Raw genomic sequence first — 14,211 nt, forward strand, 5'->3', positions numbered from 1 at the left:
AAATATAAGCTAGGTGAGTTAAACCGAAACGAAGTGTAGGTTCATCGAACACCAGAACAAAATATAAGCTAGGTGAGTTAAACCGAAACGAAGTGTAGGTTCATCGAACACCAGAACAAAATATAAGCTAGGTGAGATAAATGGAAGATGACCTGAAATAGGTACAAAAAGAAATAAAAAAAGGATCAATCTAGTAAAGATTGATCCTTTTTTTATACGGTATTTTTACTCTTCTCCCTTCTCTCCTCTCCCATCTCCAAAATAGCGTTCGGTAACGAAATCGATATCTTTGATTGTTTTTCTCGCCCAATCAATGCGTTTAGCAAGTAATTCTTCTTCAGACAGCTGCCAATTGACTTCGGATTCTCTCAAGCGAGTCGTTAAGCTTTGGATGATGATTGCCGCAGAAACAGAAATATTCAAACTTTCAGTGAATCCCACCATGGGAATGGTAATAAAATCATCCGCTTGTTCGATAATTTCGGGGGATAATCCTGATTTTTCTGTGCCAAAAAAGATAGCAACAGGTTCTGATAAATCAAATTTATCCAAACTTTGCGCTGTTCCATGTGGCGTTGTAGCAACTACTTTGTACCCTTTAGCCTTAACGGCATCAATACAACCTTGTACGCTATTGTAACGGTGAATATCCACCCATTTTTCTGCCCCTAAGGCAATTTGCTTATCAATTCGCTTTCCAAATTTTTGTTCAATAACATGAAGTCCCTGTACACCAAAAACTTCACAACTACGCATCACTGCGCTAGTATTGTGCAATTGATACACATCTTCTGCTACAACAGTAATGTGATCTGTTCGGTTAGCTAAAACACTTTTAAATCGCTCTACTCGGTTCTCTGTCAAAAAAGTTTCTAAATAAGCTAAGTATTCCTCATCTTGAAATAGCTTGTTTGAAATATTCATTATATCTTTAGTTTTATTCAAAAATGCAAAGGTAACAATATTATGGAAAAACGTTTAGTCGTACTTTCAGGAGCTGGAATGAGTGCAGAAAGTGGAATCAAAACCTTTAGAGATGCAGATGGACTATGGGAGGGACACGATATTATGGAAGTAGCTTCTCCTCAAGGTTGGGCGAAAAACAAAGCCAACGTATTACAATTTTACAACGATAGACGTCGACAATTATTAACGTGTGAACCTAATGCCGCACATGAGGCTATTGCGGAACTACAACAACATTTTAGAACAACAGTAATCACTCAAAATGTAGATGATTTACACGAACGCGCTGGGAGTAAAGACGTCATTCACTTACACGGTGAGTTACTCAAGGTACGTAGTGAAGTCAATGAGCATTTGGTATATCCTTGGACAACGGATCTTACAGCATCCGATCAAAACGAACAAGGGCATACTTTGCGTCCGCATATTGTATGGTTTGGAGAAATGGTTCCCGAATTGGAACGCGCCATTCCCTATGTAGAAGAAGCAGATGTGATTTTAATTATCGGAACGTCACTCCAAGTATATCCCGCAGCTTCTTTATTGGATTTTGCCAAATCTGAAGCTTTGGTTTACTACATCGACCTCCACCCTGCTTCGACCCAACACTTCAATCGCCAAATCGAAGTACTCGCTGAAAAAGCTTCTGTTGGTATGCAAAAAATTCAAAAATCTCTGATTGAATTCAGTCAAATCATATAAAAAAATAAGGGTATTCTTTTAGAACACCCTTATTTTTTATCCTTTAGTTTAAGACTTTTGCGCCTTTTAGAAAAATCCATGACACACAGATTTTATCTCCTTCATCCGTTTTAAAAACTTTAAATTGTGGAGCGAAAACCGTTGCTATACCAGCACTCACTAGTGGGAGCCAGATGCCCGACAAATCGGTAAAATACATCAGTCCTACTCGCGCTAAAAGAAACAAGATCGCAAAACTCACAAATTGTAACAGTAATGTTTTAGTTCCTGCACTCATCGTTTTTTAATTTTGATTTATATATTTTCCTTTTTTACTTCCTTCGTAAAGATCGTATTTCGCTAAACGCGCTTCTAATTTACCATTAAATAATTTAATCTTTCTCGAAGGACGTAAACCTACGTATTTCAATGCCTCAATATTAGCCGTGATAAACCACGCTTCTGTTCCAGGATATCCTTGCTTTAGGGTATCGCCTATTTCGCGATAAAAACGCTCTAAATTGATATCCAAACGCTCGCCATACGGTGGATTAAAAACCATGTGCAAGGGTCCTTCTACCTCTTTAGACGTATCAAAAAAGTTTAGATTCTCCACTTTGATATATTCTTCCAAGTTGGCATTTCGCACGTTGTCCATTGCTTTCATCACCGCAGAAGGCGCTTTATCATATCCTTGAATGGTATAGTGGAACTCGCGTATACGCTTCAATAATGACCCCTGGATTACCTCGAACAAATCCGCATCCCAATCGTTCCAACGTTCAAAAGCGAACTCTTTTCGATTGATATTGGCCGGAATATTGCAAGCTATCATTGCTGCTTCAATCAAAAGCGTTCCTGAACCACACATCGGATCCATGAAGTGACTCCTTCCATCCCATCCGGATAGTAAGAGCATTCCTGCCGCTAATACCTCGTTAATTGGCGCAATATTCGTTGCTGTTTTATATCCTCTTTGGTGCAAAGAAGCTCCTGAAGAATCCAAAGAAACGGTACACATATCGCGTTGAATGTGTACGTTGATACGCAAATCTGGATAGTCTTTGTCTACATTTGGACGTTTGCCATATTTATCTCTAAACTGATCGACAATCGCGTCTTTCGCTTTTAAGGAAACAAATAAGCTGTTGTTAAACTGATCGGAGAATACAGTCGAATCAATAGCAAAAGATTGATGTGCACTTAAATATTTGCTCCAATCAATACTTTGGATTCCCTTATACAGATTGTTTTCATTGTAAACAGCAAATTGCTTAATCGGAACTAAAATTTTTAATGCAGTACGCAAAGCTAAATTCGCCTTATATAAAAATCCTTTATCTCCTTCAAAACTCACCATACGAGTTCCTTCCTTCACTTTCGTCGCTCCTAAAAGCTGTAGTTCTTTTGCCAAAACCTCTTCTAAACCGAACAAAGTCTTAGCAACCATTTTAAAATTTTCCATTTTTTTATATCGCTATAAGGAATAATTGCATTCGTTATCCAAATGTGCAAAAATAAAGTAAATTTGCAAGCTAATAAAAGATTTAATTTAAAACTATGTCTGAACAAAAGAAAGCTTGGTACGCATCGTGGTTTGATACCCCTTATTATCACATCTTATATAAGGATAGAGATTATGATGAAGCACAACTTTTTATAGATAACCTTACCCACTATTTAAACTTAGCTGAGGATTCAACTATTTTAGATTTAGCTTGTGGTAAAGGTCGTCATGCCATTTATCTCAACAGCTTAGGCTATGATGTGGTCGGAGCAGATTTATCAGCTAACAGTATTGAAGTAGCTAAAACCTTTGAAAATGAAAAGCTACACTTTGAGGTACACGATATGCGTGAGCCTTTAGAAAAAAAATACGACGCGATTTTCAACTTATTCACCAGTTTTGGTTATTTTAGTGAACCCGAAGATAATATCAAAGCACTAAAAGCAATCCACAACAGCTTATCTGACTATGGTCTAGCGGTAATTGACTTTATGAATGTCAATAAAGTAATTGCAAATTTAGTTCCTGTGGAAGTAAAAACAGTGGAAGGCATTGAATTTCATCTCGAACGAAGAGTAGAAAACGGATACATTTATAAAGATATTCGCTTTCATGCTGATGGAGAAGACCATGCTTATACAGAAAAAGTAAAGGCATTCACACTAGAAGATTTTGAAACAATGATGAATGAAAATGACATTTACTTACTTGATATCTTTGGTGATTATAAATTAAGAAAATTCTATCCGAACGAATCTGATCGATTAATCATGATCTTTAAATAAGCCGATGGCGTATATAGTACCCTTACTAGCTGTAATTATTGGATATTTAATTGCACTACTTATTCAACCCAAGAACAAAAAACACATCAAACTCTTGATGGCGTTTAGTGGTTCTTTCTTGCTTACAATTACAGTAACCCACTTGCTACCTGATGTTTATCAAGCCGCAATGGGAGATCTTGTTACAACAGCTGGGGAACACCTTCACGACCACGACCACAGCCATGACCATAGTGGAGCTGCTCGAATTGGGTTTTTCATCATGGTGGGTATTGTATTCCAGATTATTTTAGAATATTTCTCTAAAGGCGCTGAACATGGACATGTACATGGACACGAAAAACTAGAACGCATCCCTTGGTTGTTGTTTATCAGTTTGTGTATTCATGCCTTTTTTGAGGGAATGCCCATCAGTCAGCACAATGAATTAGCTATAGGCATCGGAATTCATCATCTGCCCATTGCCATTATTTTAACGGCATTTTTTATCAATGCCCAAATGAATAAAAAAATGGTATTTGTATTTATGATGCTCTTTTCCATTATGACGCCTTTAGGTACTTTGATTTCAAGTAGCATTCCTGTATTGAGTACCTATTATGCAGAAATATCGGCAGTGGTAGTCGGAATCTTATTCCACATTTCTTCAACCATCATCTTTGAAAGCAATGAAGATCACAAATTCAATATCAATAAATTAATAGCGATACTACTTGGAGTAGTCGCTGCTTATTTCATATAAAAAGTCGGAAGGTTTCTTCCGACTTTTTGTTCGTATTCAATTTATTTTAGCGATTTAAAAAAACCAGCTGACAACCATATAAATCATTTGGTTTGTTTTTAGTATTTTTGATGCTGTTACTATTTGTTAGACTTATTCGTTTATGAAAAAAATAATGATTATCACTTCTTTTTTATGCTTAGCTGCTTTGGTATTTGTGGCTTGCGAAAAAGATGATATATGCGGTAAAACGGAACCGACAACCCCTCAATATAAAATCGAGTTCTTTGATTATGAAGATCAAGTAATTAAAAAAACTGGATTGGTTGAGGCCTATGCAGTGGGTATCCAAGATACGATAAGAAGTACGGGAAATACCCTGTTACTTCCGTTGCGTTTGGATCAACAACAAACAGATTGGGTCTTACAAATTACAGAAGTAAAGGATAAGGAAACGCTGATTCAACGCGATACACTTACCCTAAAATACAACGTGAATACCCATTACTTAAATAAAGCTTGTGGATATGTCTCTACGTTTTCTTTAGTACAAGATGGTAGCTCACCTCAACTTAATGGAAAAGCCAATACAACCAAAGGCAATTGGATTAAATTATATATAACAGAAACAAACGAAATAGAAGATGCAGAGCAAACTCATTTTAACGTATATTACTAGTAGCATCCTTGTCTTGTTTTCTGTTGTAGGTGTTGCACAAGAAAAAAGCAAAGACAGCAAAAAAGAGACAGAAACGGCACATATGGCCACTATTGCTCCACCAAAATATCCGCAACGTTATGGATTGCGTGTAGGGGCAGATTTGTTTCGAATTACGCGTTCATTTTATGACAAAACATATAATGGGTTTGAAGTTGTAGGAGATTATCGATTGACCAAGAAATTATTTGCTGTAGCCGAACTAGGACATGATAAGTTAGAAAAAACAGAAAGCACCTATGGTTTTACGACCAATGGAACGTATTTGCGCATTGGGGTTGATTATAACTTACACGAAAACTGGATGGACCGTGAAGACATGATTTATGTAGGGGCTCGCTATGGTTTTGCTACCTTTTCTCAAAATTTAGATTGGTACAAACCCTATAGTACCAGTGATTATTTTGATAATCCCGCAATTCCAATCAACAAAAAATACAGCGGTTTATCTGCACATTGGGTTGAATTTGTTGCTGGGGTAAAAACTCGTGTGTTCAACAATGTTTTTATGGGATTCAGCCTTCGTTTAACTGGTTTGATTACCCAAAAACAACCCGATGATTTTGAAAATCTATTCATTCCAGGATTCAATAGAAAATACAGTGGGGCTATTGGTGTTGGTTTTAACTATTCGGTTAGTTATTTTATTCCGCTATACAAATCCAATAAAAAAGCCTTTACTATACCTGAAAAAGACACCCAATACGATTTAGAAGGAAATAAAATCGAATCGGAAGAGTTGAAAATGATTCAAGAGAACAAGCAGAAAGCTGCAGCAGATCAAAAACAACAAGGGTAAACCAATACAATAAAAAAGACCTTAGAGCCGCTTGCTCCAAGGTCTTTTTAGTTTCCCACCTATTGGGATTAATTCCGTATTATAAAAAAAGCGAATTTTCATTCGCCTTTTTTATTTATGATCCTTTTGTATTGTAACTCTTTACTAATTGCTTTAAAAAGGCCCATTGTTTCAACGTAGTCTTCGCTTCTAAAGCTGGATATCCTAGCACTGTTTTTCCTGCTTCTACATCACCGGTAACGCCAGATCCCGCACCTACTACTACACCATCACCAAGGGTTACGTGATCTTTAATAGAAGCACTTCCTCCGATTACAACAAAGTTCCCTAAGGTTACTGAACCTGCTAAACCACTGTTTCCAGCCATAATACAGCATTTTCCTAAAACAGAATTATGTCCAATTTGCACCAAATTATCTATTTTACATCCATCACCAATAATAGTTGCACTGAATTTCCCGCGATCAACACAAGAATTCGCTCCAATCTCTACGTGGTTTCCAATCACTACATGCCCAATTTGAGGGATTTTCACTAATCCTTTTTCAGAGGGACAAAAACCAAATCCATCCGCACCAAGTACTGCATTGGGATGAATAATACAGTGGTGCCCAATTTGCGTGCGTTCACGAACCACAACACCTGACCATACAACTGTATTATCCCCGATCACACTGTGATCCATCACGGTAACATTAGGGTATAAAATTGTATTTTTTCCGATCACAACATGTTCTCCAACATAACATCCTGCACCTATTTGCACCCCTTCACCTATTTGAGCAGTCGCTTCAATTGTCGCCTTGGGGTGAATACCTTCTTTGACTTGAGGTAATTGAGGAGCAAAAAAAGATAGTAATTGAGACATCGCAATATCAACATTATCCACTTTAATAAACGCTCTATCTTCACCTGGCACAATTGAAATATCTCGATTCACAATGGCAATACTCGCTTTCGAATTCGCCCACAAGCGCTCATATTTTTTATTGCCTATAAAAGATATTTGGCCATCTTGTGCTTTATCCAACTGCTCTGCTGCGTGAATCTTCTTTACTGTTGTGCCTATCACTATACCGTTTAGGACTTCGTTTATTTCATTAAGGGAGTACGTTCTCATACTAAATTTGGGTTTCTTGGTTTATATCAAAGAAAACGAATAAAAACTAATTATATTGCAAGAATACCTTTTTTTATTTCAAAAAAATAAAGCATAACATTTAATTAACCTAAAAATACTCAAAAACATAAATATATTTTTATTAGTTAATTCCTATTTTACGGAAATCAGATACAAATAACACACTATTTTAACTCATAATAAGAAATGATTCTTATTATTCATATTAAAATATAAAAACAAAAAATAAATAGATAAAAACTAAGATTTATCGTTTTTTCAGCTCCAATATTGCTTTTTTCCTTTTCACCACGAAAAAGAAAGTGCATTTTTTCCCTACTTTACTTCCCAAAATCCTTATCAAACTAAATTATCCCTACTATAAAATGGTCTTTCCCTCTCTTTTATTATGCATTCTTGATCCTTTTATGTATATTTTACTACCACAAAAAATAAAAAATAGATGAAAAATTTAGTTCAAACGATCGGAAGCCTTATTGCTGAAGAAAATTTTGGTGCTTTACATGATTTAAAAGTAGAAAAACCAACACATTTTAATTGGGTCACTGAAATATTCGAGGGCATTCACGTCAAGGAAACACCAGATAAAACAGCATTACTCTGGACGGATGGTCAAAAAACGGAGCATTATACCTTCAAGACACTATACCATCGGTACAATCAACTTCTGAATTTTTTGCGTAAAAAAGGAATTCAACAGCAAGATGTAATCCTTACTCAAATGATGCTACAGCGCATTAATTGGGTTACCCATTTGGCAACAATCAAAGGGGGATATCGTCTTTCTCCTGCAGCAAGTATTCTAGGGGTCAATGATTTAAAATATCGCTTTGAAAAGATTGCGCCAAAAGTAATTTTAGCAGATACTGATAATGTAGAAAAAATCGATGAAGCTGAAAAAGCAGCTAATCACACCATTCCCATTAAGATTATTATTGATGGAGAGCGCAAGGGATGGTACCCTTTGTCTGTCTTAGATGAACAAGCAACCGAAGCTGAAGCTGCAGCAACCCAACCCGATGACAATCTCTTCTTATTTTTCACTTCGGGTACAACGGGTATGCCCAAAATTGTTTGCCATACCCAATTGAGCTATCCCATTGGAAATCTAACGACTGCTGCTTGGATTGGGCTCAAAAAAGACGATATACACTACAATATTTCTCAACCAGGCTGGGCTAAATTTGCCTGGAGTAGTCTATTTGCTCCTTGGAGTGTAGGTGCCACTATTTTTGCCTTTCACACCAAGGCGCGCTTTCATGCAGCTACCACCTTATCCCTAATTGAAAAACACAAGATTACAACCCTTTGTGCGCCTCCTACTGTTTTGCGCTTCTTTATTCAGGAAGATTTATCCCTGTACAAATTCAGCTTGCGTCAATGTGTTGCGGCAGGTGAGCCTTTAAACCCCGAAATTATTGAGGAATGGTTTCAAACCACTGGCTTGTATATTCGCGATGGTTTTGGGCAAACAGAGAGCACTTGTATGGTAGCAAATTATCCTAATTCCAAACTAAAGTATGGCTCCATGGGAAAACCAACCTTTTTATATGATATTGTTATCGCAGATGATGAAGGTCGCGAATTGCCAAATAACGAAGAAGGTAATATTTGCGTAAAAACCAATACTGGAAAAGTCAATGGAATCTTTAAAGAATACATGTTCGACAAAGAACGTCAAAAACAAGTATTTAAAAATGAAGTCTACTTTACAGGTGATAAAGCCTATAAAGATGAAGAAGGCTATATTTGGTTTATTGGACGCGATGACGATGTGATCAAAGCTTCTGATTATCGCATTGGTCCCTTTGAAGTAGAAAGTGTTTTATTAGAACACCCGGCCGTAATTGAATCTGCTGTAGTTGCTAGCCCTCACGATATCAAAGGTTTTGAAGTTAAAGCCTTTGTCGTGATTCAAAATATTCAGCAGGCTAATGCAACCCTTGCTCAAGAATTATTTCAATTTTCCCGTCAACACCTCGCACCCTATAAAATGCCTCGTAAAATCGAATTTGTTACTGAACTGCCGAAGACAATCAGTGGTAAAATAAAACGAGTGGAACTTCGTGCACTACAAGCGGAACGAATCGCTAAGAAAACAATTGTTCCTTTGGAATTTGTTTATTAAGTGAGAGCGGGGAATGGTGAATAGTAAACACCGTAAACTCTCCTTCCCCACTCTATTTAAACTTGATATAAACTAATTTGCTTAAAAAAATTGCTTTCAATTTTATCGTAACTTTCTGCTTATAAAAAACACTGTTATGCTATCCGAACGCTATGCTTCTTTTGCACGTGAGTTGGCGAATTATATCAATCCGCTACAAATCATGACCAATCCCATACAAACGATTGCCTATGGAACAGACGCAAGTTTCTATCGTCTTATTCCCCAGCTAGTGGTCGAAGTGCGCAATGAAGCGGAGGTAATACACACCTTAACCTTAGCACACCAACAGCAACTCCCCCTTACCTTTCGCGCAGGCGGGACTAGTTTGTCAGGACAAGCGATAACAGATTCAATCCTAGTTGTTGCCACCCACCATTGGAAAAACTATACCATTACCCATGACGGCTTACAAGCTACTTTTCAGCCTGGTATTATTGGCGGAAGAGCCAATATACTTTTAGCCCCTTATGGGCGTAAAATAGGGCCAGATCCAGGTTCAATTAACGCCGCAATGATTGGCGGTATTGCCGCGAATAACGCTAGTGGTATGTGCTGTGGAACGGCACAAAACTCATATAATACACTGGCAGATATTCGACTTGTTTTTTATGATGGAACGGTCTTGGATACAGCGGATCCTCAAAGCAAAAAAGAATTTGCGGCCAAACATCCCGAAATTCTAAGTGAATTATCAGCCATACACTGTGAAATAAAAGAAAACAAAACCTTATACGATCGCATTCAACGCAAGTATAAAATCAAAAATACAACGGGATATAGTTTAAATGCATTTCTTGATTATCAAGATCCATTTGATATCATGAAACACCTAATCATTGGCTCTGAAGGAACACTTGCCTTTATCTCAACGATTACCTATCATACTGTTGTCAATTACCGAAATAAATCATGTACGTTGATGGCATTTGACAGTATTTCAACGGCTTGTCAGGCAGTACCTTTTCTCAAAAAAAGTCCCGTTGAAGCAGTGGAACTCCTCGATCGAAATAGTATTCGATCTATTGAACAAGAGCCACAGGCCCCTGCGTACTTTAAAACACTGCCTGCTTCAGCTTGTTTATTACTCGTGGAAGTACAAGCAACAACACAAGAAGAATTAGAACAAAAACAACAACAAGTACAACAGGCGGTTGCTCCTGTTCCGACTTTAGGTCCGTTCAATTTTACGTCAGATCCAAAAGCATATGCATTTAATTGGAAGGCGCGCAATGGTTTATTACCTACAACTGGGGCTTTAAGAGAAACAGGAACTACTTGTATTATTGAAGATGTTGCCTTTCCCCTCGATCGATTAGCAGACGCAAGTCTTGCTTTGCAACAACTATTTGCCAAGTACCATTATGACGACGCTGTACTATTTGGACACGCCTTAGAAGGCAATTTACACTTGGTTTTTTCACAAGATTTCAATCATCCGACTTCGATACAGCGCTATGCTGATTTAATGGATGAACTAGTCGAATTGGTTGTTCATCAATTTGATGGTTCACTTAAAGCAGAACATGGAACTGGTCGTAATATGGCCCCTTTTGTAGAACGAGAATGGGGTGAACAAGCCTATGCACTCATGGTGCGCATCAAACAAATTTTTGATCCGAACCACATCATTAATCCTGGTGTAATGATCAATACCAATCCACGCATACACCTAGAGAACTTAAAAGCCTCTCCTGCTACACATCCCATCGTTGATAAGTGTATAGAATGTGGATTTTGTGAATCTCATTGTGTGTCGGAAGGTTTAACCTTATCTCCTCGTCAACGCATTGTCATAGGACGCGAAATAAAACGCTTGGAACAGACCAATGAAAATCCTTTACTTCTCGCTCAATTAAAGAAAGAAGCTCAATATTATCTCGATGACACCTGTGCAACGGATGGCTTATGTGCCATTTCTTGCCCTGTAAAAATTGATACAGGACTCTATGTAAAAGCCATACGATCAGAGCGATTAACAGCTAAAAATCATCAGGATACACTATACTTTGTTGAACACTTAGACCGTGTGACCCAAATGGGTCGCTATAGTCTAAAATTCGTGCGCTTTTTTCAAAATAGTATAGGCGATCGTTCGATGTTGCGCCTAGCTACAAAAATGCGAAAGATAAGCAACAATCGCCTTCCACAGTGGAATGTGGCCATGCCAACAGGTACAAAAACTACGTTGCAACCTTCAACATCTGCTTCGAATCGCACTACTTCTGACAACCCCAAAGTAGTCTACTTCCCCTCTTGCATCAATCGTACGATGGGAAAATCCAAGGACTACGATAAAAGGGAATTAGATCTAAAAGATTTAATTGTCTTATTACTTGAACGCGCAGGTTATGAAGTTATTTATCCAGCTGCGATCAACAACTTGTGTTGTGGTATGCCTTTTAGTAGCAAAGGCTATCAGGAGGAAGGACTACAAAAATCTTCTGCTCTTGAAGCAGCCTTACTTATTGCCTCAGAGCAAGGAAAACACCCTATTTTATTTGATATGAGTCCTTGTTTTTACACCTTTCAAAGTCACCATACCTCAACGGATTTCACTTGCTATGACCCCATTGAATTTATCATGGACGTCGTATTTCCTCTTCTACCCATTATCCAACCAAGGGAAGAAGTGACCATTTTTCCCGTTTGTTCGGTTAAAAAACTAGGTTTAGAAGATAAATTAATGGAGATAGCGAAACGCTGTGCCCATAAAGTACATTATATTGATAGCAATTGTTGTGGTTTTGCTGGAGATCGCGGTTTTACTTTTCCTGAATTAAATAAACACGGAACGCGAAATCTTCAACAGCAACTCTCAACCCATTCGCCTAATTGCTCTGATGGTTTTTCCACCAGTCGTACCTGCGAAATAGGGCTAACTGCTGCTAGTGATCATTCCTTTAAATCTATTTTCTATTTAATAGAAGAGGTGACTAGATCCAATTAAATGTCACTGGAGTAAAATATAGAAGGCATCTAATGGTAATTAGATGCCTTCTATATTTTATCTTTATTTCTATTACAATTCAATATCGTATAGCTTCATTTTATTGTATAGCGTTTTTCTGTCAATTCCTAACAATTGCGCAGCCTTAGTCTTATTGAATTTCACTTTTTCCAATGCCGTTCGTATTGCTTGTTCTTCATTTTTAGACGAAAACAATTTCAAATCGCGTTCTTCTTCAGCTGAACTATCTGAAACAACGGGTTTCGGTGCAAACATTTCATCTGGCAAGACTTCTTTTTCAATAAAGTCGCCCTTGGTTAAAAGTACAGAACGCTTGATGATATTTTTCATTTCACGCAAGTTCCCTGGCCAATCATAGGTCAAGAAAATACATTCTACTTCGCTAGAAAACCCTTTTACCCTTTTTTCTAACTCCTGATTGGAATGTTTTAAAAAGTGTTTAGCAAAAGAAAGCACATCGCTTCCACGATCAGTCAATCTTGGAGCAACAATACCAAACTCATTCAGTCTGTGGTATAGGTCTTCCCTAAATTCTCCTTCTCGTACTGCTTTAGGCAAATCCTCATTGGTAGCGGCAATCACGCGAATATCCACATCAATCTCATTGCTACTACCCACAGGTTTTACTTTTCTTTCTTGAAGTGCACGCAACAATTGTATTTGTACTTCATAGGATAAATTTCCAACCTCATCTAAAAAGATTGTTCCACCATTTGCTGCTTCGAAATGTCCTATCTTATCTGTAACAGCTCCTGTAAAAGATCCCTTGATGTGTCCAAAAAACTCACTAGAAGCTAAATCCTTTGGAATAGCTCCACAATCAACTGCAATATAGGGTTTATTGCTTCTTTTACTCAAAAGGTGAATAGAATGAGCTATATTTTCTTTTCCTGTACCACTATCTCCAATAATCAATACGGACATATTAGTAGGAGCCACTAATTCGATATATTCTTGGAGTTGAAGCGACACTTTGCTTTCTCCTTTTACGTATTCTTCTATTTCTTCTTCCGATTGCACGAGACCAGCGGCAGAAGATGCTGGTTCTTTACGGGCCTTATCTTCTGTTTTCTGTTTCTTGTCCAAGGCTTGTTTGATTGTTAAAACAATCTCATCTGGATTAATCGGTTTAGCCACATAATCAAAAGCACCTAATTTCATCGCATTTACAGCAGTCTTAATTTCGGTATAACCCGTCATTAAAATCACTTGGGAAGTAATACATTTTGCTTTGATGTATTTTAATAGCTCGATTCCATCACTATCAGGAAGCCTAACATCTGTTAATACAATATCATAACATGTATCATCAATTGCTTTTTTTGCATCTTGGGAATTGAAAGCATTCATAACAACAAAACCTTTTTTGGTCAAAAAGGCTTTCAACATCTCACAAAATGGAACATCATCGTCTATAACAAGAACTTTATGACTCATATTTTATCCGTCTTTTTTTAAAGGGCTAAAGACAAATTTAATATAATTATTTTTGAGAAACTAACAAGTCATAAAACTTTAACCAATAACAGGGATTAGTTAACGGTTGACGGTTTACAGTTGGTTGGTGTTTTTGTAAGATGAGGTGATGAGAGGGTGCCGATAAAAACAGTAAAAGGGAGCCAAAGCTCCCTATTTACCTGAAGATTTCTCTTCTTCACCTTACTAACGATCTAACCTATTACCTCGTTTGGTAATAAAATTTTTTTAAAACAAACACTTAATTTTCTTTTTCTAGCAATTAAAGTTGACTGCTCA

12 protein-coding genes are annotated in these 14,211 nt (G+C 37.3%); 7 read left to right on the forward strand and 5 right to left on the reverse strand.

Annotated elements, in window-relative coordinates:
* Positions 1 to 225 precede the first annotated feature (225 nt).
* Positions 226 to 924: a TrmH family RNA methyltransferase gene (locus tag ACPDHL_RS13530; RefSeq protein WP_430533285.1), complete on the reverse strand. Its 699-nt coding sequence runs from the start codon at positions 922 to 924 to the stop codon at positions 226 to 228.
* A 42-nt stretch (positions 925 to 966) separates the two neighbouring features.
* Here ACPDHL_RS13530 and ACPDHL_RS13535 point away from each other — a divergent pair, with 42 nt between their 5' ends.
* Positions 967 to 1,668, forward strand: a complete 702-nt coding sequence (locus tag ACPDHL_RS13535; RefSeq protein ID WP_430533286.1) for an SIR2 family NAD-dependent protein deacylase — start codon at positions 967 to 969, stop codon at positions 1,666 to 1,668.
* Positions 1,669 to 1,711: 43 nt separating this feature from the next.
* Here the strand turns inward: ACPDHL_RS13535 and ACPDHL_RS13540 are convergent, their stop codons facing one another.
* Entirely contained in the window at positions 1,712 to 1,945 is a 234-nt protein-coding gene (locus ACPDHL_RS13540; protein WP_430533287.1) for a hypothetical protein, read from the reverse strand.
* Positions 1,946 to 1,951: 6 nt separating this feature from the next.
* Entirely contained in the window at positions 1,952 to 3,112 is a 1,161-nt protein-coding gene (locus ACPDHL_RS13545) for a THUMP domain-containing class I SAM-dependent RNA methyltransferase (RefSeq protein WP_430533288.1), read from the reverse strand.
* Positions 3,113 to 3,207: 95 nt separating this feature from the next.
* On the opposite strand from ACPDHL_RS13545, the gene ACPDHL_RS13550 reads away from it, so the two are divergent.
* The 4 genes from ACPDHL_RS13550 (at position 3,208) to ACPDHL_RS13565 (ending at position 6,177) form a co-directional block, all read left to right on the forward strand.
* Positions 3,208 to 3,939, forward strand: coding sequence for a class I SAM-dependent DNA methyltransferase (locus ACPDHL_RS13550; protein ID WP_430533289.1), 732 nt, complete (start codon positions 3,208 to 3,210; stop codon positions 3,937 to 3,939).
* A 4-nt stretch (positions 3,940 to 3,943) separates the two neighbouring features.
* Complete coding sequence (locus ACPDHL_RS13555) at positions 3,944 to 4,681, forward strand: ZIP family metal transporter (protein WP_430533290.1); 738 nt, start codon at positions 3,944 to 3,946, stop codon at positions 4,679 to 4,681.
* A 142-nt stretch (positions 4,682 to 4,823) separates the two neighbouring features.
* A complete protein-coding gene (locus ACPDHL_RS13560; RefSeq protein ID WP_430533291.1) occupies positions 4,824 to 5,339 on the forward strand; it encodes a DUF6452 family protein in 516 nt (171 codons plus the stop codon).
* Positions 5,305 to 6,177 (forward strand): DUF6048 family protein, encoded by an 873-nt coding sequence (locus ACPDHL_RS13565; protein WP_430533292.1) that lies wholly within the window; start codon positions 5,305 to 5,307, stop codon positions 6,175 to 6,177. Before ACPDHL_RS13560 ends, ACPDHL_RS13565 begins: the two co-directional genes overlap by 35 nt.
* Positions 6,178 to 6,292: 115 nt before the next feature.
* On the opposite strand, the gene lpxD is transcribed toward ACPDHL_RS13565, so the two are convergent.
* Entirely contained in the window at positions 6,293 to 7,297 is a 1,005-nt protein-coding gene (gene lpxD, locus ACPDHL_RS13570) for a UDP-3-O-(3-hydroxymyristoyl)glucosamine N-acyltransferase (RefSeq protein WP_430533293.1), read from the reverse strand.
* Between the two features lie 463 nt (positions 7,298 to 7,760).
* Between lpxD and ACPDHL_RS13575 the strand changes: the two genes are divergently transcribed.
* Together ACPDHL_RS13575 and ACPDHL_RS13580 are read left to right on the forward strand one after the other, a co-directional pair.
* Complete coding sequence (locus ACPDHL_RS13575; RefSeq protein WP_430533294.1) at positions 7,761 to 9,446, forward strand: acyl-CoA synthetase; 1,686 nt, start codon at positions 7,761 to 7,763, stop codon at positions 9,444 to 9,446.
* A 136-nt stretch (positions 9,447 to 9,582) separates the two neighbouring features.
* The gene (locus ACPDHL_RS13580; protein ID WP_430533295.1) at positions 9,583 to 12,435 is read left to right on the forward strand and encodes an FAD-binding and (Fe-S)-binding domain-containing protein; all 2,853 of its coding nucleotides are present in this window, start codon (positions 9,583 to 9,585) and stop codon (positions 12,433 to 12,435) included.
* A 72-nt stretch (positions 12,436 to 12,507) separates the two neighbouring features.
* On the opposite strand, the gene ACPDHL_RS13585 is transcribed toward ACPDHL_RS13580, so the two are convergent.
* On the reverse strand, positions 12,508 to 13,893 hold the full coding sequence (locus ACPDHL_RS13585) for a sigma-54-dependent transcriptional regulator (RefSeq protein WP_430533296.1): 1,386 nt from the start codon (positions 13,891 to 13,893) through the stop codon (positions 12,508 to 12,510).
* Between the last annotated feature and the right edge of the window lie 318 nt (positions 13,894 to 14,211).

This window comes from Myroides sp. C15-4 (assembly GCF_050522745.1).
Classification (GTDB): Bacteria; Bacteroidota; Bacteroidia; order Flavobacteriales; family Flavobacteriaceae; genus Flavobacterium.

What these genes read in the sequence shown, in the direction of transcription:
- ACPDHL_RS13530 (WP_430533285.1), bottom strand. Translation starts at nt 924, where the DNA reads ATGAATATTTCAAACAAGCTATTTCAAGATGAGGAATACTTAGCTTAT.
- ACPDHL_RS13535 (WP_430533286.1), top strand. Translation starts at nt 967, where the DNA reads ATGGAAAAACGTTTAGTCGTACTTTCAGGAGCTGGAATGAGTGCAGAA.
- ACPDHL_RS13540 (WP_430533287.1), bottom strand. Translation starts at nt 1,945, where the DNA reads ATGAGTGCAGGAACTAAAACATTACTGTTACAATTTGTGAGTTTTGCG.
- ACPDHL_RS13545 (WP_430533288.1), bottom strand. Translation starts at nt 3,112, where the DNA reads ATGGAAAATTTTAAAATGGTTGCTAAGACTTTGTTCGGTTTAGAAGAG.
- ACPDHL_RS13550 (WP_430533289.1), top strand. Translation starts at nt 3,208, where the DNA reads ATGTCTGAACAAAAGAAAGCTTGGTACGCATCGTGGTTTGATACCCCT.
- ACPDHL_RS13555 (WP_430533290.1), top strand. Translation starts at nt 3,944, where the DNA reads ATGGCGTATATAGTACCCTTACTAGCTGTAATTATTGGATATTTAATT.
- ACPDHL_RS13560 (WP_430533291.1), top strand. Translation starts at nt 4,824, where the DNA reads ATGAAAAAAATAATGATTATCACTTCTTTTTTATGCTTAGCTGCTTTG.
- ACPDHL_RS13565 (WP_430533292.1), top strand. Translation starts at nt 5,305, where the DNA reads ATGCAGAGCAAACTCATTTTAACGTATATTACTAGTAGCATCCTTGTC.
- lpxD (WP_430533293.1), bottom strand. Translation starts at nt 7,297, where the DNA reads ATGAGAACGTACTCCCTTAATGAAATAAACGAAGTCCTAAACGGTATA.
- ACPDHL_RS13575 (WP_430533294.1), top strand. Translation starts at nt 7,761, where the DNA reads ATGAAAAATTTAGTTCAAACGATCGGAAGCCTTATTGCTGAAGAAAAT.
- ACPDHL_RS13580 (WP_430533295.1), top strand. Translation starts at nt 9,583, where the DNA reads ATGCTATCCGAACGCTATGCTTCTTTTGCACGTGAGTTGGCGAATTAT.
- ACPDHL_RS13585 (WP_430533296.1), bottom strand. Translation starts at nt 13,893, where the DNA reads ATGAGTCATAAAGTTCTTGTTATAGACGATGATGTTCCATTTTGTGAG.